18 protein-coding genes are annotated in these 22,659 nt (G+C 61.9%); 8 read left to right on the plus strand and 10 right to left on the minus strand.

From position 1 onward, the window contains the following. Nucleotides 1–202: 202 nt before the first annotated feature. The gene (locus IRI77_RS17465) at nucleotides 203–727 is read right to left on the minus strand and encodes a hypothetical protein (protein WP_194453315.1); all 525 of its coding nucleotides are present in this window, start codon (nucleotides 725–727) and stop codon (nucleotides 203–205) included. Nucleotides 728–822: 95 nt separating this feature from the next. Beyond that, entirely contained in the window at nucleotides 823–1,608 is a 786-nt protein-coding gene (locus tag IRI77_RS17470) for a hypothetical protein (RefSeq protein ID WP_194453316.1), read from the minus strand. Nucleotides 1,609–1,946: 338 nt separating this feature from the next. Here IRI77_RS17470 and IRI77_RS17475 point away from each other — a divergent pair, with 338 nt between their 5' ends. Continuing rightward, a complete protein-coding gene (locus IRI77_RS17475) occupies nucleotides 1,947–2,603 on the plus strand; it encodes a hypothetical protein (RefSeq protein WP_194453317.1) in 657 nt (218 codons plus the stop codon). Here IRI77_RS17475 and IRI77_RS17480 read toward each other — a convergent pair. Then, entirely contained in the window at nucleotides 2,548–3,345 is a 798-nt protein-coding gene (locus IRI77_RS17480) for a helix-turn-helix domain-containing protein (protein WP_194453318.1), read from the minus strand. The two genes, IRI77_RS17475 and IRI77_RS17480, sit on opposite strands and share 56 nt — an antisense overlap. A gap of 224 nt (nucleotides 3,346–3,569) precedes the next feature. Here IRI77_RS17480 and pheA point away from each other — a divergent pair, with 224 nt between their 5' ends. Beyond that, the gene (gene pheA, locus IRI77_RS17485; protein ID WP_194453319.1) at nucleotides 3,570–4,421 is read left to right on the plus strand and encodes a prephenate dehydratase; all 852 of its coding nucleotides are present in this window, start codon (nucleotides 3,570–3,572) and stop codon (nucleotides 4,419–4,421) included. Nucleotides 4,422–4,484: 63 nt separating this feature from the next. Here pheA and IRI77_RS17490 read toward each other — a convergent pair whose 3' ends face one another. After that, nucleotides 4,485–7,559 carry a DNA polymerase III subunit alpha gene (locus IRI77_RS17490; RefSeq protein ID WP_194453320.1) on the minus strand — a complete coding sequence of 1,025 codons (3,075 nt, stop codon included), beginning with the start codon at nucleotides 7,557–7,559 and terminating at the stop codon, nucleotides 4,485–4,487. A 172-nt stretch (nucleotides 7,560–7,731) separates the two neighbouring features. On the opposite strand from IRI77_RS17490, the gene IRI77_RS17495 reads away from it, so the two are divergent. The 3 genes from IRI77_RS17495 to IRI77_RS38665 all read left to right on the plus strand — a co-directional run bounded on the left by IRI77_RS17495 (nucleotide 7,732) and on the right by IRI77_RS38665 (nucleotide 10,821). Further along, the gene (locus IRI77_RS17495; RefSeq protein WP_194453321.1) at nucleotides 7,732–8,025 is read left to right on the plus strand and encodes a hypothetical protein; all 294 of its coding nucleotides are present in this window, start codon (nucleotides 7,732–7,734) and stop codon (nucleotides 8,023–8,025) included. Nucleotides 8,026–8,691: 666 nt separating this feature from the next. Then, nucleotides 8,692–10,110 (plus strand): hypothetical protein, encoded by a 1,419-nt coding sequence (locus tag IRI77_RS17500; protein WP_194453322.1) that lies wholly within the window; start codon nucleotides 8,692–8,694, stop codon nucleotides 10,108–10,110. A 348-nt stretch (nucleotides 10,111–10,458) separates the two neighbouring features. After that, nucleotides 10,459–10,821 (plus strand): transposase, encoded by a 363-nt coding sequence (locus IRI77_RS38665; RefSeq protein ID WP_194453323.1) that lies wholly within the window; start codon nucleotides 10,459–10,461, stop codon nucleotides 10,819–10,821. 223 nt (nucleotides 10,822–11,044) lie between these two features. On the opposite strand, the gene IRI77_RS17510 is transcribed toward IRI77_RS38665, so the two are convergent. From IRI77_RS17510 to IRI77_RS17535, 6 genes are all read right to left on the minus strand, one after another. Further along, nucleotides 11,045–12,214 carry a phosphopentomutase gene (locus IRI77_RS17510; protein ID WP_194453324.1) on the minus strand — a complete coding sequence of 390 codons (1,170 nt, stop codon included), beginning with the start codon at nucleotides 12,212–12,214 and terminating at the stop codon, nucleotides 11,045–11,047. A 14-nt stretch (nucleotides 12,215–12,228) separates the two neighbouring features. After that, nucleotides 12,229–13,575 carry a redoxin family protein gene (locus IRI77_RS17515; protein ID WP_194453325.1) on the minus strand — a complete coding sequence of 449 codons (1,347 nt, stop codon included), beginning with the start codon at nucleotides 13,573–13,575 and terminating at the stop codon, nucleotides 12,229–12,231. After that, nucleotides 13,572–14,219, minus strand: a complete 648-nt coding sequence (locus IRI77_RS17520) for a hypothetical protein (protein ID WP_194453326.1) — start codon at nucleotides 14,217–14,219, stop codon at nucleotides 13,572–13,574. Before IRI77_RS17520 ends, IRI77_RS17515 begins: the two co-directional genes overlap by 4 nt. Next, complete coding sequence (ruvC, locus tag IRI77_RS17525; protein WP_194453327.1) at nucleotides 14,216–14,701, minus strand: crossover junction endodeoxyribonuclease RuvC; 486 nt, start codon at nucleotides 14,699–14,701, stop codon at nucleotides 14,216–14,218. The genes IRI77_RS17520 and ruvC overlap by 4 nt, the downstream gene beginning before the upstream one ends. Before the next feature lie 41 nt (nucleotides 14,702–14,742). Beyond that, on the minus strand, nucleotides 14,743–15,480 hold the full coding sequence (locus IRI77_RS17530; protein ID WP_194453328.1) for a YebC/PmpR family DNA-binding transcriptional regulator: 738 nt from the start codon (nucleotides 15,478–15,480) through the stop codon (nucleotides 14,743–14,745). A 122-nt stretch (nucleotides 15,481–15,602) separates the two neighbouring features. Beyond that, entirely contained in the window at nucleotides 15,603–17,024 is a 1,422-nt protein-coding gene (locus IRI77_RS17535) for a sugar MFS transporter (protein ID WP_194453329.1), read from the minus strand. Nucleotides 17,025–17,107: 83 nt separating this feature from the next. Between IRI77_RS17535 and IRI77_RS17540 the strand changes: the two genes are divergently transcribed. From IRI77_RS17540 to IRI77_RS17550, 3 genes are all read left to right on the plus strand, one after another. Then, nucleotides 17,108–19,585, plus strand: a complete 2,478-nt coding sequence (locus IRI77_RS17540) for a PSD1 and planctomycete cytochrome C domain-containing protein (protein ID WP_194453330.1) — start codon at nucleotides 17,108–17,110, stop codon at nucleotides 19,583–19,585. Nucleotides 19,586–19,596: 11 nt separating this feature from the next. Further along, complete coding sequence (locus tag IRI77_RS17545) at nucleotides 19,597–21,012, plus strand: DUF1501 domain-containing protein (RefSeq protein ID WP_194453331.1); 1,416 nt, start codon at nucleotides 19,597–19,599, stop codon at nucleotides 21,010–21,012. A 69-nt stretch (nucleotides 21,013–21,081) separates the two neighbouring features. Continuing rightward, nucleotides 21,082–22,656 carry a hypothetical protein gene (locus IRI77_RS17550; RefSeq protein ID WP_194453332.1) on the plus strand — a complete coding sequence of 525 codons (1,575 nt, stop codon included), beginning with the start codon at nucleotides 21,082–21,084 and terminating at the stop codon, nucleotides 22,654–22,656. Nucleotides 22,657–22,659: the final 3 nt, after the last annotated feature.

Raw genomic sequence — 22,659 nt, forward strand, 5'->3', positions numbered from 1 at the left:
CAGCCCGGAATATCGGCCGCCAATCTTCCGATATAAGAGAATTTGTGAGCCGAAAAACCTGAAGAATTTCCTAAGGTCCCCGACTGCGGGCGGCTCAGGATTGACTCAATTGAGTAGCGAAAATTTGGACAACTGCGCCGCATGCCCCGGCCCAACGGCAGCAACGGCAGCAACGGCTAACCGTAGCATCCACCACGGGTTGCTAGGCTGCGGTAGGTGCAAACATTGGTTCCGGAACGAACAGCTTGGCCGCACCCTGGAAGGTCTGGACCAGCTTGGCCGGATCCACTTCGCAGATACCGAACTGGTACAAAGCGAGTTCGGCCCGCACCATCCACCACGAGCGGAGGAATTCCAGCCGCAGCCGGAAAAGCTGGTCCTGCAGGCCCGGCGTGTGGTGGCCAGAGATCAGTAACGCTTGTCCTACCGAGTGCAGCCGGTCAAAGTCCTGCCGCATGCCCAGGAGATAGGCGGAGAAAATGGCAATCCGGCGGGAGCGAAGCCGTTTCTCCAGGCCAGGCCGGTAGCCGGCCAGTGTCTGGACAAACTCGAAATCTTCCTTCGCCAACAACCGTGTCAGGGGGGCGTACCGGTCCGGCGAAAACTCCTGCCACCACTGCTCACTGACACCTTCGCCAGAGCGCGAGACCGAGATGCGCCTGTAGATCCACCCGAGGACAAGGATGAATGCGGCAGAGCTCAGAATGGTGATGACGAACGGTGACATGGCTTCTCCAGCTCTATACGATTCGCACTATCGTACTCCCGATCCACTCCAAGGGCAATAAAAATGTTCCACTATTAAGAAAGTTTTTCCACGAATCAGGCGGATTTCCTGACGCTGAGAATTGCCCGATTCATCGACTCCAACCGCTGTAATACCTGCACTTGATGTGCACTGCTCACCGCAAATACCACCCCCGTCGACTTCTCCTCCCATTCGCGCCGGAAGAGGAATACCCAGCAGCCCAGGCAGGCCGTGTCGATGCCCATGCGCAAGGTGCTGCCCAGGCGGGCGCCCATTCCGCCCGGCGATTTCCGCCCCATGTAGATTCCGACGGAACTGGCGGCGAAGAAAACAGAAAACACGAAAATGTAGTGCAACAGGTTCTTCCGCAGCGGCCCCGGATACCAGAAGAGGAACAGGCCCAGCGCCGCCAGAAAACCCAGCAGCATGACATAAAGCGCGCTCTCACCCGCCAGGTACAGGCTCAGGATCTTCTGGGGGCTGGATTGCACACCGAACTCGGTCACGTGGATCCACAGCGATGCGGTAATGCTCACCGCGAATACGGCCACCACAAAACCGCGCCCTAGAAAGGAAATGCCCTGATAGGCCTCGAACACCTGGCCGTATATCTCCAGCGCCACGAAGAGGTAAGCCAGCAGCAGCAAAGGCTGGGAAAGCAGGTACACATACGCGTAAGGCAGTGAGTTCACCTTCAGGGGTAGCAATACCAGCGTGCGCGCCGTCGCCAGGATCATCGCAATGCACAGGGCCTTGTACCGCGGAGCCAACCCAATGGCGAAAAGCTTCCATAGCAGGACGACCTTCAGGATCAGATTCGCGTACCAGAAAAATTGCTCAATCGGGAGGATTTTCACCATTCAATACGTCACCTGGATCCGGCATCCTACGCAGTCCAGAATATCAAATGCCTTGGCCAGGGATGACGTAGACCCTACTGTTGGCACGGCCCAGGCCGTGCATGGATCTGGCTCCGGGCGGAACCCCGTTTCCGGCCGCCCCGCCCGGACACCGAACTAGAGCGGGTTCACCGCGGACGCTGCGGCACTCGACGTGACTTCAGGCCCAATTGGGCACGACGGGAAGCAACCGGGCATAGGGTCGCTCCGGAGGTCGGAATTGGCGGTACCCACCACCGGCAGAAGCAAGAAAACAAGGAGAAGAAGGCGTTTCATCTGGGGTCTCTTTGGGTGGAAAAGTGTTTCCGAACAAAGCGTACCCAGGGTTTGGCGCGATCTTGATCTTTTGGTTTACATTTTCGGAAATCGGAACAGGCTGCCGTTTCACCGCAGCCGGCACGTCAGGCGCGCCGGCGCGCAGTTCCTCTGAAATATCGATTGACGACAGGATATGGATTCTGAATAAGATGGAGTTCGAGAGAGGTGGCTTGACCAGCGAAGGCAGGATGGAAACCGGACGGCGGCCCGCCGAGGACCTGTGGCGCAGGACGCTGTCACAGCTACCGACAATTTACGGCCGGCTGGTCTACCTGTCGACCCTGCGCAATTCAGACAGCGGCCGCTATGAACACCACGGCCTCAGTGTCTTGTTCGGGGAGGATCAGGCCGATCAGGCCATGCGCGAAAGCCATTTGGCTAGTTTTCGTGAATGGCTGAAATTGAATCTCGAACAGCAGAAAGCCGACCTGGATCTGTACCTGTGCGGCCTGCCCACCGATCGCCGGACCCTCGTCGAAAGCTGGTCCCGCCTCGCGCCTTACCGCAATCTCTCGCCCGCTGCAGCCTCAGATCCGGAAAGAATGTTGTTTCTCGAAGACCTCGAGATTCTTCTCGAAACCCTCAGGAACGAGTACGCCTCGGCGGCCCGGCGTCCAGACGATTCGCGACGCCAGTAACCTGGCCGATCACATCCACCTCGGACGGGTACTGAAACACAACAGGTGCGCACCCTGATGCAGGATGGGGCTGCACAATCAGCGTATCTTCCACCAGGCTGCACCACCCGCACATCCACCCATCCCGATGCTCCAGGAAATAAACCGGACGGTCGACCATGCCCGCCCAGGGTCCGGCGGCGATCTTCTTCCGGCTTTCATCCAGCAGCAGCAGGCTGCCTGGCAGCAGCATCGGATACATGAACCAGTCGTCCGTCCCGACATAGGCGTACCGGTGGCCCTTCAAATCCAGGCCCGCCACCAGCATCAGGGGCAGGACACCCCAGCTTTGGATGAACCTCGTCAGGAACGTGGTTTTCGACAGATCCAGACCCGGGTCCAGCGACAACGGAACCTGGATATCACCCGACTGCATCGATCCGAATTTCTCGCGCCCCAGGCCGATCAGATGCGACTTCTCCGGACTCAACGCCGCGGCATCCGTCACTAACTGGCTCACTTCCACGCCATACCAGCGCACCACTTCCGCCAGATCCAGCCGGTAAATCGCGCACAGCGAGTAGAGCTTGAAGATGCTTGGCACTACACCGCGGTTCTCGATATCGGAGAGCCGGCTTAGCAGGATACTGAATTCGCTGTTCTTCCGGCGGTCGGCAATCTGCTGGCTGAACTCCTCGACGTCCCGGTAGCGTAGCCCCAGACGCTCCCGCGCACGCTTTAGCTTTTGACCTGGGTCGTCCATGTTAGGTTCGGGGGCGCCTTGAGACTCTCTTCAGACCGCTCGGGGATGTTACTGTAGACAAGGTCAACTACTTTTCTTGCAGTAACATACTGAGAGGGGACCGGCTTCGTCTGCAGATGTCTTATTCGATTCTGTTCTGAATTCGGAACAGTTGCAAGCTGCATCAATGAAATTCGCCACCGCCAGACGCTTCTGTAGTACTCTTTCTCTCATCCCTGACTTCTATGCCTCCTAAAACTAAACCGTTTCAGGCTGCGTTCCAAGGCGAACTCGGCGCTTTCAGCCAGGAGGCCGCTATGCGGCTGCTCGGCCCCGAAGTCCATGTCCAGCCTTGCCAGCGCTTCGAGGAAGTCTTTCAGTCTCTACGAGATGGGAAAGTCGATGCCGCCGTCATCCCCATCGAGAACACACTCCACGGGTCCGTTCACGAGAACTACGACCACCTTTTGCACTTCGATCATAAGATCGTCGCCGAGACCAGCGTCCGCATTGTTCACAACCTGATCGCGCCGCCCGGCGTCCGATTCAAAGATATTCGACGCACTTTCTCGCACCCGGTCGCCCTGAACCAGTGCCTCCATTTCCTCGCCGCCAACCCCCAGGTGGAGCGCGTCCCCTTCTACGACACCGCCGGTAGCGTCAAAATGGTCATGGAAGACGGCCTCAAAGACGCCGCCGCCATTGCCTCCGCTGTCTCGGCCACTATCTATGGAGCCCATATCCTCAAGCGCTCCATCGAGGACGACCGCCAGAACTTCACTCGCTTTTTCCTGCTGCGCCGTTCCGATCAACCCGAACTCAAGCTGGAGGAGCCCGCGAAGAAGGGCTGGAAAACTTCGCTCGTGTTTTCCACCAGGAATCAGCCCGGCTCTCTCTTCAAGGCGTTGAGCGCCTTTGCCCTCCGCGATTTATCCCTGACCAAGATCGAATCGCGGCCCCTGCGCGGCAAACCCTGGGAATATCTCTTCTATGTCGATTTCCTCGGTAGCGTCGAGGAAGAGCGCGTCAAGAAAGCCCTCGGCCATTTGCAGGAATTGGCCGACCTGCTCCGCGTCCTCGGCTGCTATCGCGCCTAAACGACAACTGTTGTTTAGTGTACCGGTCCGCCAATAGCCCTAAACGACAAGTGTTGTTTAGGGCTAGGAACCGTTCGGCCGGCGGCCTGGAACACCGGCCACAATCCGGGCCTGCACCGTCTCAGGCCGCAGCACCCGTTGACCGTTGAGCGCAAAGCCTTTACGGTTGTCGAACGGGTCCATCGTGGCCTCCACCGCCACCACCGGTTGCACCGTCAAATGACCGTAATTGCGGTACACCTGGGCAAACAGCGAAACCTCCACAAAACCCGTCCAATCCGCCAGCGTCAGGAACTTCATGGTGCCGTTCTCCGTCGGATGATGGCGGTCCGCCACCACCAGGCCGGCCGCCCGCACTTCTTTCCCGTACAGGCTATGCTGGTGCGCCGCCAGTTCGGAAGACGACTGGAACCGGTCCCAGTTCAGCCCCGGCGCGAAGTAGTCCAGCGGATGAATGCTCACCGGGAACCCCAAAGTCTCGTGCTCCCAACGCGCCCGCGACTCCGGCGTGGCGTCAAACGACTCCGGTAGGTCCGGCTCGATCATCGGCTTCCGCTCCACCTGGGACGACGCCTCCAAACGCTGTAACCGCCAGAAAATACGGCCCCGCGGCTCCTGAAAGACGTCCAGCGCCCCGGCCTTCAACAGCGACAGCCACTCAGCCCGGCTCGGTTTCACCGCCCGGAAGAAGTCGCCGATGTCCTCGAACGGCCGCCGCCCGGTAATCCGGTCCAGCGCCGCCGAACCCAAACCGCGCACCTGGTCGATGGGCAGCCGGATCGTGTTGTCCTTCACCAGAAACCGATGCGGGTCAGAGACATGCAGGTCGGGCAGCAGGAACTTCGCGCCGTTGCGCAGCGCCTCCATCACGTACAGCAGCGGCGAATAGAAGCCGCGCCGCGACGACAGCACAGCCGCCAGAAACTCTACCGGATAGCGCGTCTTCAGCCAGGCGCCTGTAAACGCCTCCACCGCATACGCCGCCGAATGGGCTTTATTGAACATGTAGCCGGCGAAATCGTGCAGCAGCTCCCAGACCCGCTCGGTCTCCTCGGCCGTGCGGCCCAATGCCTGGGCGGCCTCGCGGAACTCGCGGCCCAGCGACTCGATGCGCTCGCGGTCTTTGTTCTTCACCAGGGCTCGGCGCAACAGGTCGGCCCGGCCCCACGGCATGCCGGCAAAGCCGTTTGCTACCAATAGGATATGCTCCTCGAACGCCATCAGTCCGTAGGTGTCGTGCAGCAGATTCTCGAGCGACGGATGGGCATAGGTCACCGGCTCCAGCCCCTGGTGCCGGCGCGCATAAGCCCTTTTCTTCCCTTCGTTTGCAGCGCCGGGCCGGATGATCGATTCCACCGCCGTCAGGCAGTCGATGTCGCGGCAGTTGGTCATCACCAGCAGGTTCGTCATGGCCGGAGACTCTATGTGGAAGACACCACGGGCTTTACCGGTAGCGATGGCCTCCCAGGTCTCGCCGTCCGTCCAGTCGAGCCGCTCCAGATCCGGCTTGGGCTGACCGTTCTCCTCCAGATTCACGAGCGTGTCGTGCAGCACGGTCAGCCCAGCCTGCCCCAGTAGGTCCAGTTTCAAAAGCCCTAATTCCTCAACGTCATCCATGGCATAGTGCGTGGTCATCAGGCCCTTGGCCGATTCAAACAGGGGGATGCGCTCAGTGATGCGGTCGCCGCTGATCACCAGGCCGCACGGGTGCATCGAGAAGTGGCGGGGGATGCCATCGAAGCTGCCGGCCATGGCCAGTACGGTCTTGTACGGTTCCTGGTCGAGGGGCAGGTCGCGGCACTCGGGTGTCTGGCGGGCGGCCTCGGCCGTGTCGCCGCTATGCCAGGGCAGATGCGCGGTAAAACGGCGCACTTCGCGCTCCGGAATACCGTAAACTTTGGCGATATCGGCCACGGCGGAGCGGCCCTGGAACGTATGGACCGCCCCGATCATGGCGACATGCTCGCGCCCATATCGTTCAAAGACATACTGGATCACTTCGTCTCGCCGGTCCCAGGGCAGGTCCAGATCGATATCGGCCAGCTTGGCGAACTGCATCCGCTCGCGGTTCAGGAACCGTTCAAAGCAAAGGCCGAAGCGGAACGGGCAGACATTCGAGATGCCCAGCAGGTAGCAGACGAGGCTGCCGGCCGCGCTGCCGCGCGCCAGGGTGGCGATGTTCTTCGTGGCGCACCACTCGACAATGTCGGCAAAGACAAGAAAATACTCGGCATAGCCAACCTCTTCGATGATCGCCATCTCGCGCTGCAGCCGCTCGTGGACCTTCGCCTCCGGCTCGGCTCCATAGCGCCGCAGCAGCCCCTGCTCCAGCTTCGACCGCAACAGCGCCACCGGCTGGTCGCACGGGAATTTGGGGAAACGGATGTCGCCCAGCTCGAAGTCGAAACGGCAGCGTTCGGCGATACGCACTGTGTTTTCAATTGCTTGCGGCAGGGCTCCGAAAAACCGGGTGATGTCCTCCTCGGTATGCCAGTGGTGGCGGCCGGGCGGCAGTTTCTCGGCATGCCGTTGATTCAAAAGCGTCAGCGTGCGCATGCTCTGCAGGATGTCGTAGCGCAGCCGCTCGTCCGGATTGGCGTAATGCACGTCGACCGAGGTCGTCAGGGCAATGCGATTCTTGCGGGACAGATCAGAGAACAGGCGTGCGATGCGCAGGTCGTCTTCGTTGTGCGGCGAGATCTCCAGGGCCAGGTTCCGTCCATAGATATCAAGCAGTTGCCGCAGCGACGGCTCCACCGGCCGGTTCCCTCGCAACGCCTGGGCCGGCGCGCTGCGCGGGCCTGCCAGGCAGATGAGCCCTTCCTGAAACTGGCCCAGTGTCTCCGGATTCACCCCGGCCGTCAGCAACTGGCACAGGTTGGAGTAACCGCGCTGGTTCTCCACCAGCAGCACCAGTGCGGACTTGTCAGGCAAGGTCACTTCGCTGCCGATCACTGCGTGCAGGCCTAAGGCCCGTGCTTTCTTATAAAACAGGACGGCACCGGCCACCGTATCGCGGTCTGTGATCGCCACGGCGCTCATGCCGGACGCGTGCGCCGCTTCGGCAATCAGCTCGGGCGGCAGCGTCGAATCGAGCATCGAGTAGAAGCTATGGCAGTGCAGCGCAGCGTATGGCATGGCTCTGTATAGTGTAAACATTTACAGTATACCGTCTACTTCCAGGAGGCGAACATAAATCGAATATCAGAGTAGTCCTAGGCAGTACCCCAACAGGCTGGGCGGGCTAGGCGAAGGCCGGAAAACGACCAGGATGTCCGGGCTGTGACATAATTACGACTTCGAGGTCTTTATGGCAAATCCCAAGTACGCCGAGGCGACCCGGCCCATTCCGCAGGCCCAGGAGCTTGGCCTGCTCAGCGACGGAACCAAGCTGATGAAGCGCGCTCCGCGCATTCGTGCGTGTGGGTTGAAGGATGAAAAAGGCAAGCTGTGCGCCGGCCATCTGAAGCGCTGGTACTTCTATGGGGAAGAGCTGAAGGAGAAGTTCGGCGCGGAGGCGGAGTTGTATCGCTGTGAGAAGTGCAAGGCGGTCTATTTGCCGAACGAGGAAGAAGAGCCGCGCAGCGGCACCATCTGTTACTGACGGGCTGTTACTGACGGGCTGTTACTGACGGGATCATTACTGGACGGGTGAGGATTGACGGGGTGGGTGGATTTTCACTTCCATCCTGTCGCGGCGGTCATGCCGCCGCGATCAGGTTGGACTGAGAATCAGCCGCATTGGATCGACTCAGGGAGGAGTCACTCGGATTGAGTCAATCCAACACGGCCAGCCCGGGCTGGGCTTGAGGTACGGCGACGGTAGCCTGGAATCCGCCTAACTTGTGTTCCCTTTCACATCGGAGAAGAAGCCGCGTTCGACTACCCTTCACCATGCGAATCCTGGCGCTACCGATACCCGCTACCCCATGGGGAGATGAAATCGTTGGATGAACTCGAGGGAATTCTACGCCGATGAAACCTGCCACCTTTCGGGAGTTGCGTCCTACAAAAAAAGGACCCTCTGTTGCAACTTGCAAACGGTTGAACGAATGGAAGAGAACTTTAACACCGGCTCCCGCAAGCACGACGTTTCTAACTCCGGTTCGCTCTCCCCGTCAGCCTGTTGCAGCAGAGGGCAGGTTCAAAGAGAGTTCATCAATTCACTGTTGAGTGTAGCAAACTGGTGGCCACGAATGCTGGAGAAAAAAGCCCTTTGTTATCAATATCCGCGGCCGGATTTGGGCCCTTCGGCGAGGTTGGTCGCCCCATGAGGTGTGGCACTGTGACACAGCTTTCCAAAGTGTCCCGGACCTGGACAAAACCGGTTCTGGCAGCTTTATTTGCCCTGACGGTGATGCCCGTCACGGGTCTCGCGCAGGATGTCGACTATCAGGTCTATACGGAGCCGCCGCGGCTGCTGCTGAACCAGCGGCGGTTACGCCTGCTGAAGCGGGAAAGAGAACGCGAGTCTTTGCGCTGGCAGCAGTTCGACAGCCTGATGCGTGGCAAGGCCCGGATGTCGGAACCGGGTTTCGCCCTGGCGCTGTGGGGGACGATCACGGCCAAGATCGAACCGTGCCGTGACGCCGGCGAATGGAGTTTGAAGTCGGCGAACGTGAACGACCCGCGCGACCTGCGGCAGATGGCGCTGGTGTATGACTGGTGCCAAACCTCGATGGACGAGTCGCGTACGTCGATGGTAGCCCGGAAGCTGACCGCTGTTCTCAAGAATCGGCCCACCGAAACGCTCGCCATCCGTTCCCATCTGTTCGCCGCGCTGGCCGTCGCGGACCTCGAGTCCCAGCCCGCCCAGGATTTCATCAAGTACGTCGCCGAGACGTGGTGGAAGAGCAAGATCATGCCTCAACTCCTGGCCGGGCAGAATCCCTTCCCCAAGCGGGAGGATCTCTACGCCATGCTGGAGATCCTGCACAGCATTCGCGACAATACGCGCACCGATATCCGGGAAGGCGCCGGCAAGTGGTTTGAGGAGCTGGCTCCGATGCAGTTGCTCTCCTACTATCCGCAGCCGTGGCCGGCCGCCGAGAACGAGTACCGGATTCCGGCCTATATCGGGAAGGGCGATCCCAGCATGCAGGAGGCTGCCTATTCGCGGGCGGCGGAGATGGCGCTGGTGGCCTATGACGGCAATGCGCAGCCGCACCAATTTCTGCAGGGCTGGATTCTGCAGGACCGGTTTCTGATGCGCGGCGACTTCGGCATCACGTATGAGCTGCTGTGGGCCAACCCTTACCAACCGGGCCTCAGCTTCACGTACATGCCCGACCTGTTCCATGCGCGCGGCCAGTTGCTGACGCGCAGCAGTTGGGACGAAGACGCCACCTGGTTTGGGTTCTGGAACGGGCAGGCGCAGGTTTTCACCAAGGGGCAGAGGGCGACGGTGCGCCTGGATGCCAAGCCGGGTCCGGTCACGCTGGGTCCGGTCAAGGTCTTCTTTGCGTCGGCCGGCCTACGCCTGGAGAGCGGCTGGCTGCCTCCGCCGGAAGAGGGGACGAAGCCGGTGGGGCAGGTGGCGTTCCTGGTGGGGCTGGAGCCGTCAGCCCGCTATGACGTGGAGATCGACGGGGAAGAGATGTTCGAGGCGCAGGCGGATTCGGGCGGGATTTTGGAGTTGAAGTTTGCTCCGGATCATAAGGCGGGCGTGCGGGTGCACAAGGCGCTGTAGGGGGCTCCATGCGGGCTGAGTTCCGCGGTTGTGCCGTGTGGACGCTGGCCCACGAATGGGAGGGCGGACGCCCTCGTCCGCGGCCGGTCCCCTGACCGGCCATTTTCGAGAGTTCCCGCATCGGTCTCGCACTATTCCGGTGTGACGATGTACACCCGGCGATTGCCCCATGTCCGGGAGACCGCTCTTCCCGTGTTTCTCACGTGGGCTGTCCAGGACAGTCTGCCACCTGGCCGGTGCTTCCCTGAGGTATCGGTTTCTTCGGGTCGCGCCTTCGCCGTGATGGATCGGTTGCTGGATGAAGCTCGGGGTGGCTCGTTTCCTCTGAGGCGACCGGCTGTCGCCGACATGGTCGTCGAGGCCATTCGGTATAACGCAGGGACTCTCGGGCAGTATGAATTGCATGCCTACGTGGTGATGCCGAACGATGTACACCTGCTTGTCACGCCGACGGTGGCCATACCGAAGTTGGCGAAATCGCTCAAGGGGATCACGGCGAAACGGGCCAACCAGATGCTGGGCTCTACAGGGCGGCCGTTCTGGCAGGAGGAGTATTATGACCACACTGTGCGCGCGGTTGGCGGGTTTGAGCGGATTCGTGCGTATATTGAGGGGAATCCAGTTCGAGCTGGACTGGCTAGGGAGATCGAAGAGTATCGTTGGTCCAGTGCTGGTAAGGCGAATGCAGGGTTCGCTGGCCCAGGGGAATAGCGGCGGGGTTCCCGGGTGGGGAAGAGGCGACCAGGGGGTCGCCTGCCGACCAGGGGGGCCGCCCTCCTGGTTGATTGCGGCGTGGTTCCTTGGGTGGGGAAGAGGCGACCGGGGGGTCGCCTGCCGACCAGGGGGTCCGCCCTCCTGGTTGATGCGAACTTTGAGTGGCGGAGGGGCGGCCGGAATGGCGGGTGCGGCCGGCGGACCGGTGCGCGAGAACTTGTCAGCGTATCGACGGCAGGAAACTGGTTCCGGTTTTGATGCTCGTTCCAAAGTTCTCCGCTACCGTTTGGCCGATGTCCGCCAAGGAGCCTCGGGTGCCCAGGTTTGCTCCCGATTGGGCTTTCGGACCAAAGGCAATGAGCGGCACGTATTCGCGGCTGTGATCCGTTGACGGCGTCGTTGGGTCGCAGCCGTGATCCGCGGTCAGCACCACCAGATCCTCCGGGCCTAACGCTGCTTCGAGTTGAGGCACCCAGGCATCGACTGCTTCCAAGGCCTTGGAATAGCCTTCCGGGTCGTTGCGGTGTCCGAAGAGCATGTCGAAGTCGACCAGGTTTACGAAGACCAGGCCGCTCTCGATCGACGCCAACGCCTCCAGGGTCTTCGCCATGCCGTCCGCATTCGTCTTCGTCTTGAGCGACCTCGTCACACCGCGCCCCAGGAAGATGTCCGCAATCTTGCCGACACTCACTACCGGCACGCCGTGCGCGGATAGCTGGTCCAGCAACATACCTTCGGGCGGAGGCACCGCATAGTCGTGGCGGTTGGTTGTTCGGGTGAAGTTTGGAGAGACGCCCTCGAACGGCCTCGCAATGACGCGCCCCACTTCGTGCGGGCCGGTCAGTAATGCCCGCGCTATTTCGCAGATCCGGTACTGCTCGGGGATCGGGATGACGCCCTCGTGCGCCGCGATCTGGAAGACGCTGTCGGCCGAGGTGTAGACGATGGGCTTGCCCGTGGCCAGATGCTCGTCGCCGAGTTGCTTGATGATCTCGGTGCCGGAAGCGGCGTAATTGCCCAGCGTGCCGCGGCCGATGCGGCGTTCGAATTCGGCCATCAGATCGGCCGGAAAGCCGTTGGGATAGAGCGGAAACGGCTTCGACAGATGAATGCCGACCATCTCCCAATGCCCGGTGGTGGTGTCCTTGCCGGGGGAGGCCAGCGTACAGCGTCCGAAGGAACCTCGTGGCGCTGAGGCGGCCGTGAGATGGTCGAACGGGCGGATGTTGGCCAGGCCCAACGAGCAGAGATTGGGCAGGTGGAGCGGCCTCAGGCTGGCGCAGTGGCCCAGCGTGTCGCCGGCCCTGTCGTCGCCGAAGGCCTGCCAGTCTGGCATGGCTCCGATGCCAACGCTATCCAGAACAATCCACGCGATTCGGCGAAAGGCCATATCGATTCTCCAGGTTAGTTTTCGAGAGCGTCGCGGATGCGGTCGCTGAGCATGTCGACGAAGCGATCGGCGATGTAGCCGTTCATGCGGCTGACCACGGCGCCCTGACGGTCGAGAATGACGGTGGTGGGGATGGAGTTGATGCGCAGCAGCACGGCCAACCCATCCTCGTAGAGGAACTGGCCCTTCCACTTCTGGGCTTCCAGGAAGGGCTTGACGGCCCCGCGATCCTCGTCGGTGGACACGTTGAGGAAGATGACATCCGGGTTGTCCTTGAAGCGCAGCTTGGCCTGCTCATAGAGCGGATGCTGCGCGCGGCACGGGCCGCACCAGGTGGCCCAGAAGTCGAGAATCACGACCTTGCCCTTCAGGCTGGTGATGGAGACGGGCTCGCCCGAAACGCCGCCGAGGGTGAAGTCCGCAGGCGCCTTGGCGCCGAAATTGGGGTCGAACTGCTTCAGGCGGGCCTGGCGGGCCGTCGTGGCCTGGCCGACACGCTGGTAGGCGGCGAGGGCAACGGCGCCGAAACCGTTCTCGTCGCCGAAGGCCTTTTTGGAGAGTTCGCCCAGGCGGGCGCCTTCCTTGGCTGCGTCGGTGGGCGCGGTGCGCTCGTCGTTGAGGGCCAAGGCCTCGGCCAGCGACTCCAGCGCATCCTTCGGCTTGCCTGCCTTTTCCAGCAGGCGCGCGCGCTCAAAGGCGTTTTCGGCCGTCGGGCAGACCGCCCAGCCCTTCCTGGCCGCCTCCAGGGCTTCATCGAAGCGGGCGAGGTTGCTGAGGGCGCGCGCTTCGAAAGTGTAAGCGCGAGTGAGGGCGTATTCGGTTTCATCCAGGCGGCGGCCGCGGCCGGAGCCGGGCTCCTTGGATTCGAGCTGCGATTTGCGCTGGTCGCTCACCATTTCGACGAGCATGCGCGAGTACTTCAAGGCCTTTTCGGCGCTCTCTTTGTCGTCGCGGTCGAGCAGGGTGCGGGTGACATTGTCGAGGATGGCGCCGCCGCGCGCGCCGCTCTCAATGGCGGGGACTCCGTAGAGCACCAGGCGCGCCTTGTCACGATTTTCCACGGCCGCCTGGGCGAGGACGCGGATGATCTCCTGACGGCGCGCGGAGTCCGGGTACTTCTTCAAATGGCGTTCGAGGGCGCGGGTGTACTCCACCGGGCTGCCGCCGGATTCGCCGAGGGAGCGTTCCAGTTCCTGATTCTCCCTGGCGGCCGGATCGTCCGCCTGCTTCTCCGCCGGTTCCGGCTGCTGGGCAGGCTCAGCTTTCTCAGCCTTCCTGGCAGACGGCGCTTTGGCCGGGGGCTTCGACTGCCCGAGCAGGAGGACGGAGGAGGAGAGGACGATCAGGAAGAGTGTTTTCATTGAGGCTTCGCTTCCCCGCCCTGCTTGGGTGGGGGCGGTGGATTGCGGAAGGTAACGGCCAGGCGGTCGGCCCGTTCGCGCGCCATGTTCAGATAGCTTTCGTTCTTGGTGATGCGGTCGAGCAGGGGCAGATAGACTTCCACACCGACGACGCGCTTGCGGTCCCAGGCGGCTTCCAGCTTGAGGATCGCCTGATTGACGCCGAGTTTGTCGTAGCGGGCGGCGCGTTCCAGATCGATGAAGAGCTGGGCGGATTCGCACATGCGCTCAAACCAGTCGTAGATGGCCTGGGCATCGGTGTCGGCGGAGTAGTTGAACTTCACCTCATGCGTCTCGGAGCCCTGCTTCCAGCGCAGCAGCTTCTCGCCCATGCGAGCCACTTTGAGACCGGACTCCACTTCATGGTCGAAGTGGCCCAACTTGTCGCTGAGGGCGAAGATCTCGTCGATGTCCGCCTGCTTCAGCTTCATAACGATCGGGTTGTCTTCGTCGGGTCCTTCGCGGTACTCCGCCTTGCCGGTGCGGTCGAGCCGGATTTCCTGGTATTCCGGCTTGCTGCCGGGGAACTTCTTGGAATAGAAGAGCTGGGGCGCATCCTGCGCGAACGCGGCGAGGCTGAAGCACAGTAGGAGCAGAAGTTTCATAGGGCGACTTTCACGGGCCGCCGCATGGCATGGCAGAGGGCGACCGCTAATGCGTCAGACGCGTCCAGCGAGGCAATGGGTTCCGAGAGCCCCAGCAGCACGCGCACCATCCACTGGACCTGTTCCTTTTCGGCCCGGCCATTGCTGGCCACGGCCATTTTCACCTGCGCCGGCGGATACTCGGCCACTTCCATGCCCGCTTCGGCCAGCACGAACATGGCGACGCCGCGGACGTGGGTTAGTTTCAGGGCGCTACGAACGTTGACGGAGGTGAAGGTATCTTCGACCGCGGCCTCATCGGGCGCGAACTCGGCCGCAATTTCGCGCAGGCGCGAACCGATGGTCAGGAGACGGGCGCTAAAGGGATCTTTGGCGCTGGTGCGGATGACACCCGCTTCGACGAGGCGATGGCGCGTGCCGTCCGTATCGATGACGCCGTAACCGGTAAATTGGCTGCCGCAGTCGATGCCCAGGATGCGCACGCGCCCCTCAATTGGCCGTGGTTTCGTTGTTGACCCTTCGCTTAGTCTTCCGCTTCTTCGTCGCCGAAGTCAGCGTTGGTGTAAACGTTCTGGACATCGTCGTGCTCTTCCAACAGGTCCATGATCTTCATCATCGCGTTGGCATGCTTGGCATCGACTTCGACCAGATTCTTGGGGATCATGGCGATTTCCGCTTCCACGGTGGGGATGCCGGCCTTGGATAGCGCCTCGAGCACCGTGTGATGAGATTCCGGCGCGGAGAGGATCTCCCAGTTTTCGCCTTCGTCGCGCACGTCGTCGGCCCCGGCGTCGAGCGCGAATTCCATCAACTGGTCTTCCGTCGCCTTTTCCTTCTCGATGAGGATCTGGCTCTTGCGGTCGAACATCCAGGCCACGGAGCCCACTTCGCCCATGTTCCCGCCCTGCTTGGAGAACATGTGGCGCATTTCGCTGACGGTACGGTTGCGGTTGTCGGTAGCCGTGGAGACCATGATGGCGGCGCCACCCGGACCGTAGCCTTCGAACATGATTTCGTCGATCTGGCCGCCTTCGAGTTCGCCAGTGCCGCGCATGACGGCGCGTTTGATGTTTTCGGCGGGCATCGAAACGGCTTTGGCCGCGGTGATTGCCGTACGCAGGCGAGCGTTGCTGTCGGGATCGCCGCCGCTACGCGCCGCGATCACGATTTCCTTGATCAGCCGCGTAAACGTTTTGCCGCGCTTGGCATCCAACGAGGCCTTCTTGTGCTTGATCGTCGCCCACTTTGAGTGTCCGGACATTGCTCTACCTCTGGCTCTTTAACTGACTGCATGCGGGCGCACTACGGCCCAAAGGGACAGGATAGCAAATGCGACCCGGAGTGCCTAGCCGGATATGGCCTCTTGGGACGGATGCTTCCGACTCAATGACCGGCTGTCGGGACTGCGCGGTTGAGAGAGTCCGACTTGCTGAATTTGGGCCAGCTGTATCCATAGAAGGCCACGAAGGCGAAACAGACGGCCGGCACGATGAAGCCGCGGGACATGTCGAACTCGTCGGCGACCCAGCCCATCAGCTTGGGAAGCAGGGCTCCCCCCATGATGGCCATGACGATGAAAGAAGAGGCCTTCTTGGCGCGGGCGCCGAGGCCGAAGATCCCCAGGGCGAAGATAGTGGGAAACATGATCGACATGAAGAAGTAGCTGAGGAAGACGCAGATGACCGAGATCCAGCCCAGCTTGAGGAAGACCAGGAAGGTGGCCAGGACGTTCATGGCTCCGTAGAGGCCTAACACCTTATGCGCTGAATACTTGCGGAGAATGCCGGCTCCGCTGAAGCGGCCGATCAGGAAGCAGATGGAGCCGAGGGAGGCGAGGTTCGACGCACCCTTGTTGCTCATGGTGAGGACACCCGCCTTGTTCGGTTCAAACCAACCGGAGAGCCAATCGCGCAGGAAGCCCACGCTGGAGCCCACGCCCGCGAGATGCTCCGGCCAGGAGGCCGGGATGGTGGGCAGTTCGGAGGTCATGTAGTTGATGAAGAAGCTGAAGATGCCGGCCTGGGCGGCGACGTAAAGAAACTGGGCGATCACGGCCATGACGAAGTGGGGATGCGACCAGATGGAGTGGGAGACGGGGGCGGCGGAGTCGTCGAGATGGTAGTCGTCTTCGCCCTTGATGTCGGGGATGTTGGAGAAGTAGAAGATGACGGCGAGGACGATGACGAAGATGGCGATGTACATGTACGGGATGTAGAGGGTCTCGCTGCCGGTGCTGCGGCCGGCGGCGTCCTTGCCGTAAAAGAACATGCTGCCGACGATGGGTCCAAAGATCCAGCCGACGCCATTGCAGGACTGGGCGAGGTTGATGCGGGTGGCGGCGAAGCGCTGATCGCCGAGTACGGTTGTGTATGGATTAGCGATGGTCTCAAGGAAGGTGAGGCCGGTAGCGATAACGCAAACACCCGTTAAAAAAGCCACAAATGCCAGGTTGGCGGAGACACGGCCTTCATGAACCATCGAGTTGATGTGCGTGGCGGGGATGAACCAGAAGCCGCCCAGCGCGACGATCAAGAGTCCCATCACGATGCCGCCCTTATAGCCGAGCTTCGTGGCCAGCCAGCCGGCCGGAATGGACATGAGGAAGTAGCCAAGATAGTGCGCGAACTGGACCCATGCCGACTGCGACTTGGACAGACCCAGTTCCTCCTGGAAGTGCTTGTCCATCACGTCGATCATCCCGTTGCAGAAACCCCATAGCAGGAACAGGGAACTGATGAGGATAAACGTGAACATCAGATTCTGGCCGTCGGCGGTGACGAAGATACTCTTCTTGGTATTGCTCATGGCGATTGGAAAGAGTCTATCAACGATCGCCCCCTCCTTTGCGCGCCCCATCTTGACGGCACCGGTTGATATGCTGTTCACCAATGCGGGCTGCTTTCCTTGTCCTCTGGGTACTCTCCGTCCATGCCGCCGAACCGGTGAGCTACCAGCGCAGCGTCCAGCCGATCCTGGCTGAGCGCTGCCAGATGTGCCACAACGCGCGCAATGCCAGCGGGCAGTTCTCCGCCGCCTCGGTGCCGTCGCTGCTGCGGGGTGGGGTGTCGGGTCCGGCGGTAAAACCGGCGCAGGCGGATGCCAGCCTGCTGGTTCAGGTGATCAGCGGCGAGAAGCCGCGGATGCCGAAGGCCGGGGCTCCGCTGAGCGCCGCCGAAGTCGCCACCATCCGGCGTTGGATCGAGGAGGGGGCCAGGGACGATTCCTCCGGCGCCGCCACGACGCAGGCCTGGTGGTCGTTGAAGCCGCTGCAGGCCGTGCAGCCGCCGAATTTGAAGGACCCCTGGATCCAGAATCCGATTGATGCGTTCATCCTCGACAAGCTGCGGGCGAACACGCTTTCGCCGTCGCAGCCGGCGGGGCGGCGCACGCTGATCCGGCGAGTGTACCAGGATCTGATTGGACTGCCGCCGACGCCGGCGGAGGTCAGCGCGTTCGTGAAGGACGAGTCTCCGGATGCTTACGCACAGGTGGTGGACCGGCTGCTGGCGTCGCCGCGGTATGGGGAGCGCTGGGCGCGGCACTGGTTCGACGTCATGCACTATGGCGAATCGCATGGCTACGACAAGGACAAGCCGCGGCTGAACGCCTGGCCGTATCGCGACTGGGTGATCCGCGCCTTCAACGAAGACAAGCCTTACGCGCGCTTTGTGCAGGAGCAGATCGCGGGGGATGCGCTGTTCCCAACGGATCCGCAGGCGCTGGTGGCGACGGGCTTCCTGGCTGCCGGTCCCTGGGATTTCGTCGGCCATCAGGAGTTGCGGGAAGGGACGGTCGACAAGGACCTGACGCGGGTCCTCGATCGAGACGATATGGTGGCCACCACCGTCTCCACTTTCACTTCTATGACCGCGCATTGCGCGCGCTGCCACGATCACAAGTTCGATCCCATCCCACAGCAGGACTACTACAACCTGCAGGCGGTGTTTGCCGGTGTGGATCGTGCCGACCGCCCGTTCGACGACGATCCGGCCCTGTTCCAGAAGAGGCAGGCGCTGCTGCAGCAGAAGCAGGCGATTCAGCGGCGGCTGGATCCGCTGCTGGACAAGGTGGAGTTCGCCACGAGTCCGGCGATTGAGGCGCTGGACAGCTCGATCCAGGACGCCAGCCTGCTGATCACTCATATGGGCGAACCCAAGACGCCGGCCGAGGCCGCGCAGAAGCAGGAATTGGAGACGCGCCGCACGGCCGACCGGGCGAAGCGCAAGCAACTGGTCGACGCGATCGTCGGGCCTGAAACGTATGCAGCGATCGAGCGGGTCAAGGCCGAGTTCGCGCCGATTGACGAGCAGTTGAAGGCGCTGCCGAAGCCGCGGCTGGTGTACGCTCCGGCGAGCTACTTTCAACGGGCGGGTACGTTCCGGCCGGCGCTGCAGCCGCGTCCGGTGACCGTGCTGGGGCGAGGCAATGTGCGCGCTCCCGGGAATCCGGCGTTTGCGGCGGGCCTGAGTTGCGTGTCCGGACTCCAGGCGAGGTTCGAGCTGGCGGATCCCAACGACGAAGGCAGGCGCCGCGCGGCACTGGCGCAGTGGATTACCGCCAAGGACAACATGCTGACCTGGCGATCGATTGTGAATCGCGTCTGGCAGTATCACTTCGGCACGGGCATTGTGGAGACGGCCAGCGACTTCGGACGCATGGGCGCCAAACCGTCGCATCCCGAGATGCTCGACTGGCTGGCCGTCTGGTTCCGCGACGAGGCGCACGGCTCGCTGAAGCAGTTACACCGGCTGATCGTGACCAGCGCGGCGTATCAGCAGGCGTCCGCGCAACGCGAGGACGGCGCGAAGGTCGATGCCGACAACCGGCTGTTGTGGCGGATGAACCGCACGCGGCTCGACGCCGAGGCGTTTCGCGATTCGGTGCTGGCCGTGTCGGGCAAGATCGATCTCACCGCCGGCGGGCCGCCGGTGCAGATGTTCTTCTTCAAGGACGATCACTCGCCGGTGTACGACTATGCCCGGTTCGATCCGGACAGTCCCGGAGCCTACCGCCGCAGCATCTACCGCCTGATTGTGCGTAGCGTGCCGGATCCGTTCCTGGAGCGGCTGGACTGCCCGGATCCATCGGTGCTGACGCCGAAGCGGTCGACCACGATTACCGCGATCCAGGCGCTGGCGGCGTGGAACAACATCTTTGTCCTGCGCATGTCGGAGCACTTCGCGGAGCTGCTGCGCGGGCGGGAGTCCGATGCGGCGGCGCAGGTGCGGGAGGCGATCCGGCTGGCGCTGGGCCGGGAAGCGACGGAGCGCGAGCTGGAGCTCTACGCGAAGTACGCCCAGCAGCAGGGGCTCGCCAACTTCTGCCGCGTGCTGTTCAACACCAACGAGTTTCTGTTCATCGATTGAGGAGCGCCGGAATGAACCGTCGAACTTTTCTGTGGAACCATGGCGGCGGGCTGGGCGGGGTTGCCCTGGCGCATATGCTGGCGCGCAACGCGGCCGCCAGCGGCAAGGGCCGGCCTGAGCTGAACGGCGGGCTGCACCACAAGGCGCGGGCCAAGCGCGTGATCCAGCTCTTCATGTCGGGCGCGGCGAGCCAGTGCGACACCTTCGATTACAAGCCGCTGCTGATCCAGAAGGGCGGGCAGGCCTGGGATCCGGGCGAGAAGGTGGAGCTGTTCCAGAGCAATCCGGGCGTGGTGATGCCGAGTCCGTGGGGCTGGAAGCAGTACGGGCAATGCGGCAAGTGGGTGAGCGACCTGCTCCCCCACACGGCGGGTTGTGTCGACGACATCGCGTTTGTGGCGTCGATGATGGCGAAGTCGAACGTGCACGGGCCCGCCACATTCATGCAGAATACGGGGTTCATCCTACCGGGTTTTCCCAGCGCCGGAGCGTGGGTCTCGTATGCGCTGGGCAGCGAGGCCGAGAACCTGCCGGACTTCGTGGTGCTGCCGGACCCGCGTGGGATGCCGCCGAACGGGGCGGCCAACTGGTCGTCCGGATTCCTGCCCGCGTCCAATCAGGCGACGACGATCCGCGTGGGCACGCCTACGCCGATTCACGATTTACGTCCGCCGAAGGAGGCCGGGTTTATTACGGACGAGAGCGAACGGCAAGGGTTGGCCCTGCTGGACCAGGTCAATAAGATGCATGCGGCAGAGCGGGCCGGTGACTTGCGTCTGGATGCGCGGATTGCGTCGTATGAGATGGCCGCGCGGCTGCAGTTGAGCGCGCCGACCGTGCTCGACATTTCGGGCGAGTCGAAGGCGACTCGCGATGCGTACGGGCTGGACGAGGCGATTACGGCGGATATGGGACAGCGCTGCCTGGTGGCGCGGCGACTGGTTGAGCGCGGCGTCCGATTCGTGCAGGTGTGGAGCGGAGCGGACAATGGCTTCCCGCGCCGCAATTGGGACAGTCACGAGAATCTGGCCAAGGATCACGGCGAATTGGGCCGGGCCTTGGATAAACCGGTGGCCGGCCTGTTGAAGGATCTGAAGGCGCGCGGACTGCTGGAAGACACCATCGTCTACTGGACCACGGAGTTCGGACGGATGCCTTGTAGCCAGGGCAGCAAGGGTCGCGATCACAACCCGTTCGGCTTTACGTCGTGGTTCGCCGGCGGCGGATTCAAGGGCGGTACGACCTACGGGGCGACGGATGAGTGGTCGTATAAAGCCGTGGACAAGCCGGTGTACTGCTATGACGTGCATGCGACGTTGCTGCATGCGATGGGGATCGATCATACGAAGTTGACGTTCCGGCACAACGGGATCGACCGGCGGCTGACGGACGTACATGGGGTGGTGATTCCGGAAATGCTGAGCTGAATGGCCGGACTTTGGCGCGGAGTTTTCCGGGTAGATCTGACATAATCGGGGCGAAGTGAGTCGAAGTAGATGATGCGACCCATGATTGCCCGCTTTGCGCGGTTCGCGATGCTCCTCCCGTCTGTCCTCCTGGCGAACGGAATGGCTTGGGGCTGCTTCTGCGTGGGTACTCCACGCAGGGCCTGCGAAGGCTTCGTTGACAGCGATATTCTCTTCACCGGCCGGGTGACACGCATTGAGCCTCGAACGGATCAGGAGATAACGACCCGTGTGCTCAGCATGCTGTCACCAGCGGCTGGCGCAAAGCTTCGCGCACGCAAACCCCTCACCAATGAGGAGATGCTCGATGCCCTGAGGAAACTGCTGCCGGCGGAGGCCTTTCGGGCGCTCGAGGCGAAGTCGGGAGCGGCTCTGGAGCTGGATTTTCAAGGCGCCTTTTCAACCAGGGCGGCGCACATCCAAGTATTGGAGCGATTTCACGGGGATGTGGCGCACGAGGTGGAAATCCCCTTCGGAACGAGCAGTTGCGATTTTAAGTTCCAGGAGGAGCGCGAGTATCTGATTGATGCCTTCAGGGACCAGAAGTCCGGTGGCCTCAGAACAGGCTCATGTTCAGGGACCGCGGAAATCAAGGATCCGCACCAGTTGGATATGTATCGAAATCTCCTGAGCCGATCGGCACCACCCACGGTGTTCGGGTTTGTTACCAGGCAGCCATCGGACTTGGAGCTCTTCTATCGAGCCTCAAAGCCGGTGGCCCAGGCCACCATCACTATCCGCTCCGGAGAACAGACCTGGCGGGCATCGACAGATGCTCGGGGGGAGTATTCACTGGCCTTGCCAGCACCTGGCTCCTATCAGGTCGAGGCCGGCCTGAGCGAGCTGCCTGAGCGGCAGCGGGTTCTTAGGCTCGACGTGCTGCCCGGCCAGTGCCAGCGTGTGAACTTCTCCGCTATTCCGATGGGCAGTATTCGTGGAAGGCTGCTCGACGCCGACGGCCATGGGGTGGCTGGCGAACTCGTGGAAATTCGCGGGGTGCCTCCTACGCTCGACCCAAGGCACATCAGCAAGGAATACACCCAAGCCGACGGTATGTTTCGGATTCCACGACTCATCTCCGGCGAATACCGGCTGTTGATCAATCCCGGTTTGCCGCCACGGAAGCGGAGATGGATGGGCGACCGTTCGCCTTACGGAGAGACTTTTTACTCAGGAGCCGCCCCAAAGGATCAAGCCGTGACCATTCATCTCGATCCCGGCCAGGATCTCGACAATCTGGAATTCCGTCTACCGCCGGCGGCTCCGGAATGGCGCATGCACGGGGAGATCCAGGCTCCGGACGATGACCTTGAAGCGGTGAAGGTTTGGTTGGTGGAGGAAGGCTGGCCGGAGGATAAGGCGGTGATCGACGGAGTCCGGGTGGGTGTGGATGGGCAGTTCACCCTGGTAGGCGCCCAGGGCCGTTCGTATGCCATCTTCGGCCACTACCGGGATGCAAATGTACACTACCATTCCGCGATTACGCCGCTGATTCCTGGCGCACAGAGTCCCATCCGGCTGGTTCTGGAAGCGGCCCCCGCTAACGAAGACTGCGAACTCTGCCGTAAGTATCAACATCTCGACATCTCGCCAGATTGGAAGTGACGG

This window comes from Paludibaculum fermentans (assembly GCF_015277775.1).
In the GTDB taxonomy this organism is placed as follows: Bacteria; Acidobacteriota; Terriglobia; order Bryobacterales; family Bryobacteraceae; genus Paludibaculum; species Paludibaculum fermentans.

Excerpts from the sequence above, each read along its gene's own strand:
- IRI77_RS17465 (WP_194453315.1), bottom strand. The coding sequence starts at position 727 with ATGTCACCGTTCGTCATCACCATTCTGAGCTCTGCCGCATTCATCCTT.
- IRI77_RS17470 (WP_194453316.1), bottom strand. The coding sequence starts at position 1,608 with ATGGTGAAAATCCTCCCGATTGAGCAATTTTTCTGGTACGCGAATCTG.
- IRI77_RS17480 (WP_194453318.1), bottom strand. The coding sequence starts at position 3,345 with ATGGACGACCCAGGTCAAAAGCTAAAGCGTGCGCGGGAGCGTCTGGGG.
- pheA (WP_194453319.1), top strand. The coding sequence starts at position 3,570 with ATGCCTCCTAAAACTAAACCGTTTCAGGCTGCGTTCCAAGGCGAACTC.
- IRI77_RS17490 (WP_194453320.1), bottom strand. The coding sequence starts at position 7,559 with ATGCCATACGCTGCGCTGCACTGCCATAGCTTCTACTCGATGCTCGAT.
- IRI77_RS17495 (WP_194453321.1), top strand. The coding sequence starts at position 7,732 with ATGGCAAATCCCAAGTACGCCGAGGCGACCCGGCCCATTCCGCAGGCC.
- IRI77_RS17500 (WP_194453322.1), top strand. The coding sequence starts at position 8,692 with ATGAGGTGTGGCACTGTGACACAGCTTTCCAAAGTGTCCCGGACCTGG.
- IRI77_RS38665 (WP_194453323.1), top strand. The coding sequence starts at position 10,459 with ATGGTCGTCGAGGCCATTCGGTATAACGCAGGGACTCTCGGGCAGTAT.
- IRI77_RS17510 (WP_194453324.1), bottom strand. The coding sequence starts at position 12,214 with ATGGCCTTTCGCCGAATCGCGTGGATTGTTCTGGATAGCGTTGGCATC.
- IRI77_RS17515 (WP_194453325.1), bottom strand. The coding sequence starts at position 13,575 with ATGAAAACACTCTTCCTGATCGTCCTCTCCTCCTCCGTCCTCCTGCTC.
- IRI77_RS17520 (WP_194453326.1), bottom strand. The coding sequence starts at position 14,219 with ATGAAACTTCTGCTCCTACTGTGCTTCAGCCTCGCCGCGTTCGCGCAG.
- IRI77_RS17530 (WP_194453328.1), bottom strand. The coding sequence starts at position 15,480 with ATGTCCGGACACTCAAAGTGGGCGACGATCAAGCACAAGAAGGCCTCG.
- IRI77_RS17535 (WP_194453329.1), bottom strand. The coding sequence starts at position 17,024 with ATGAGCAATACCAAGAAGAGTATCTTCGTCACCGCCGACGGCCAGAAT.
- IRI77_RS17540 (WP_194453330.1), top strand. The coding sequence starts at position 17,108 with ATGCGGGCTGCTTTCCTTGTCCTCTGGGTACTCTCCGTCCATGCCGCC.
- IRI77_RS17545 (WP_194453331.1), top strand. The coding sequence starts at position 19,597 with ATGAACCGTCGAACTTTTCTGTGGAACCATGGCGGCGGGCTGGGCGGG.
- IRI77_RS17550 (WP_194453332.1), top strand. The coding sequence starts at position 21,082 with ATGATGCGACCCATGATTGCCCGCTTTGCGCGGTTCGCGATGCTCCTC.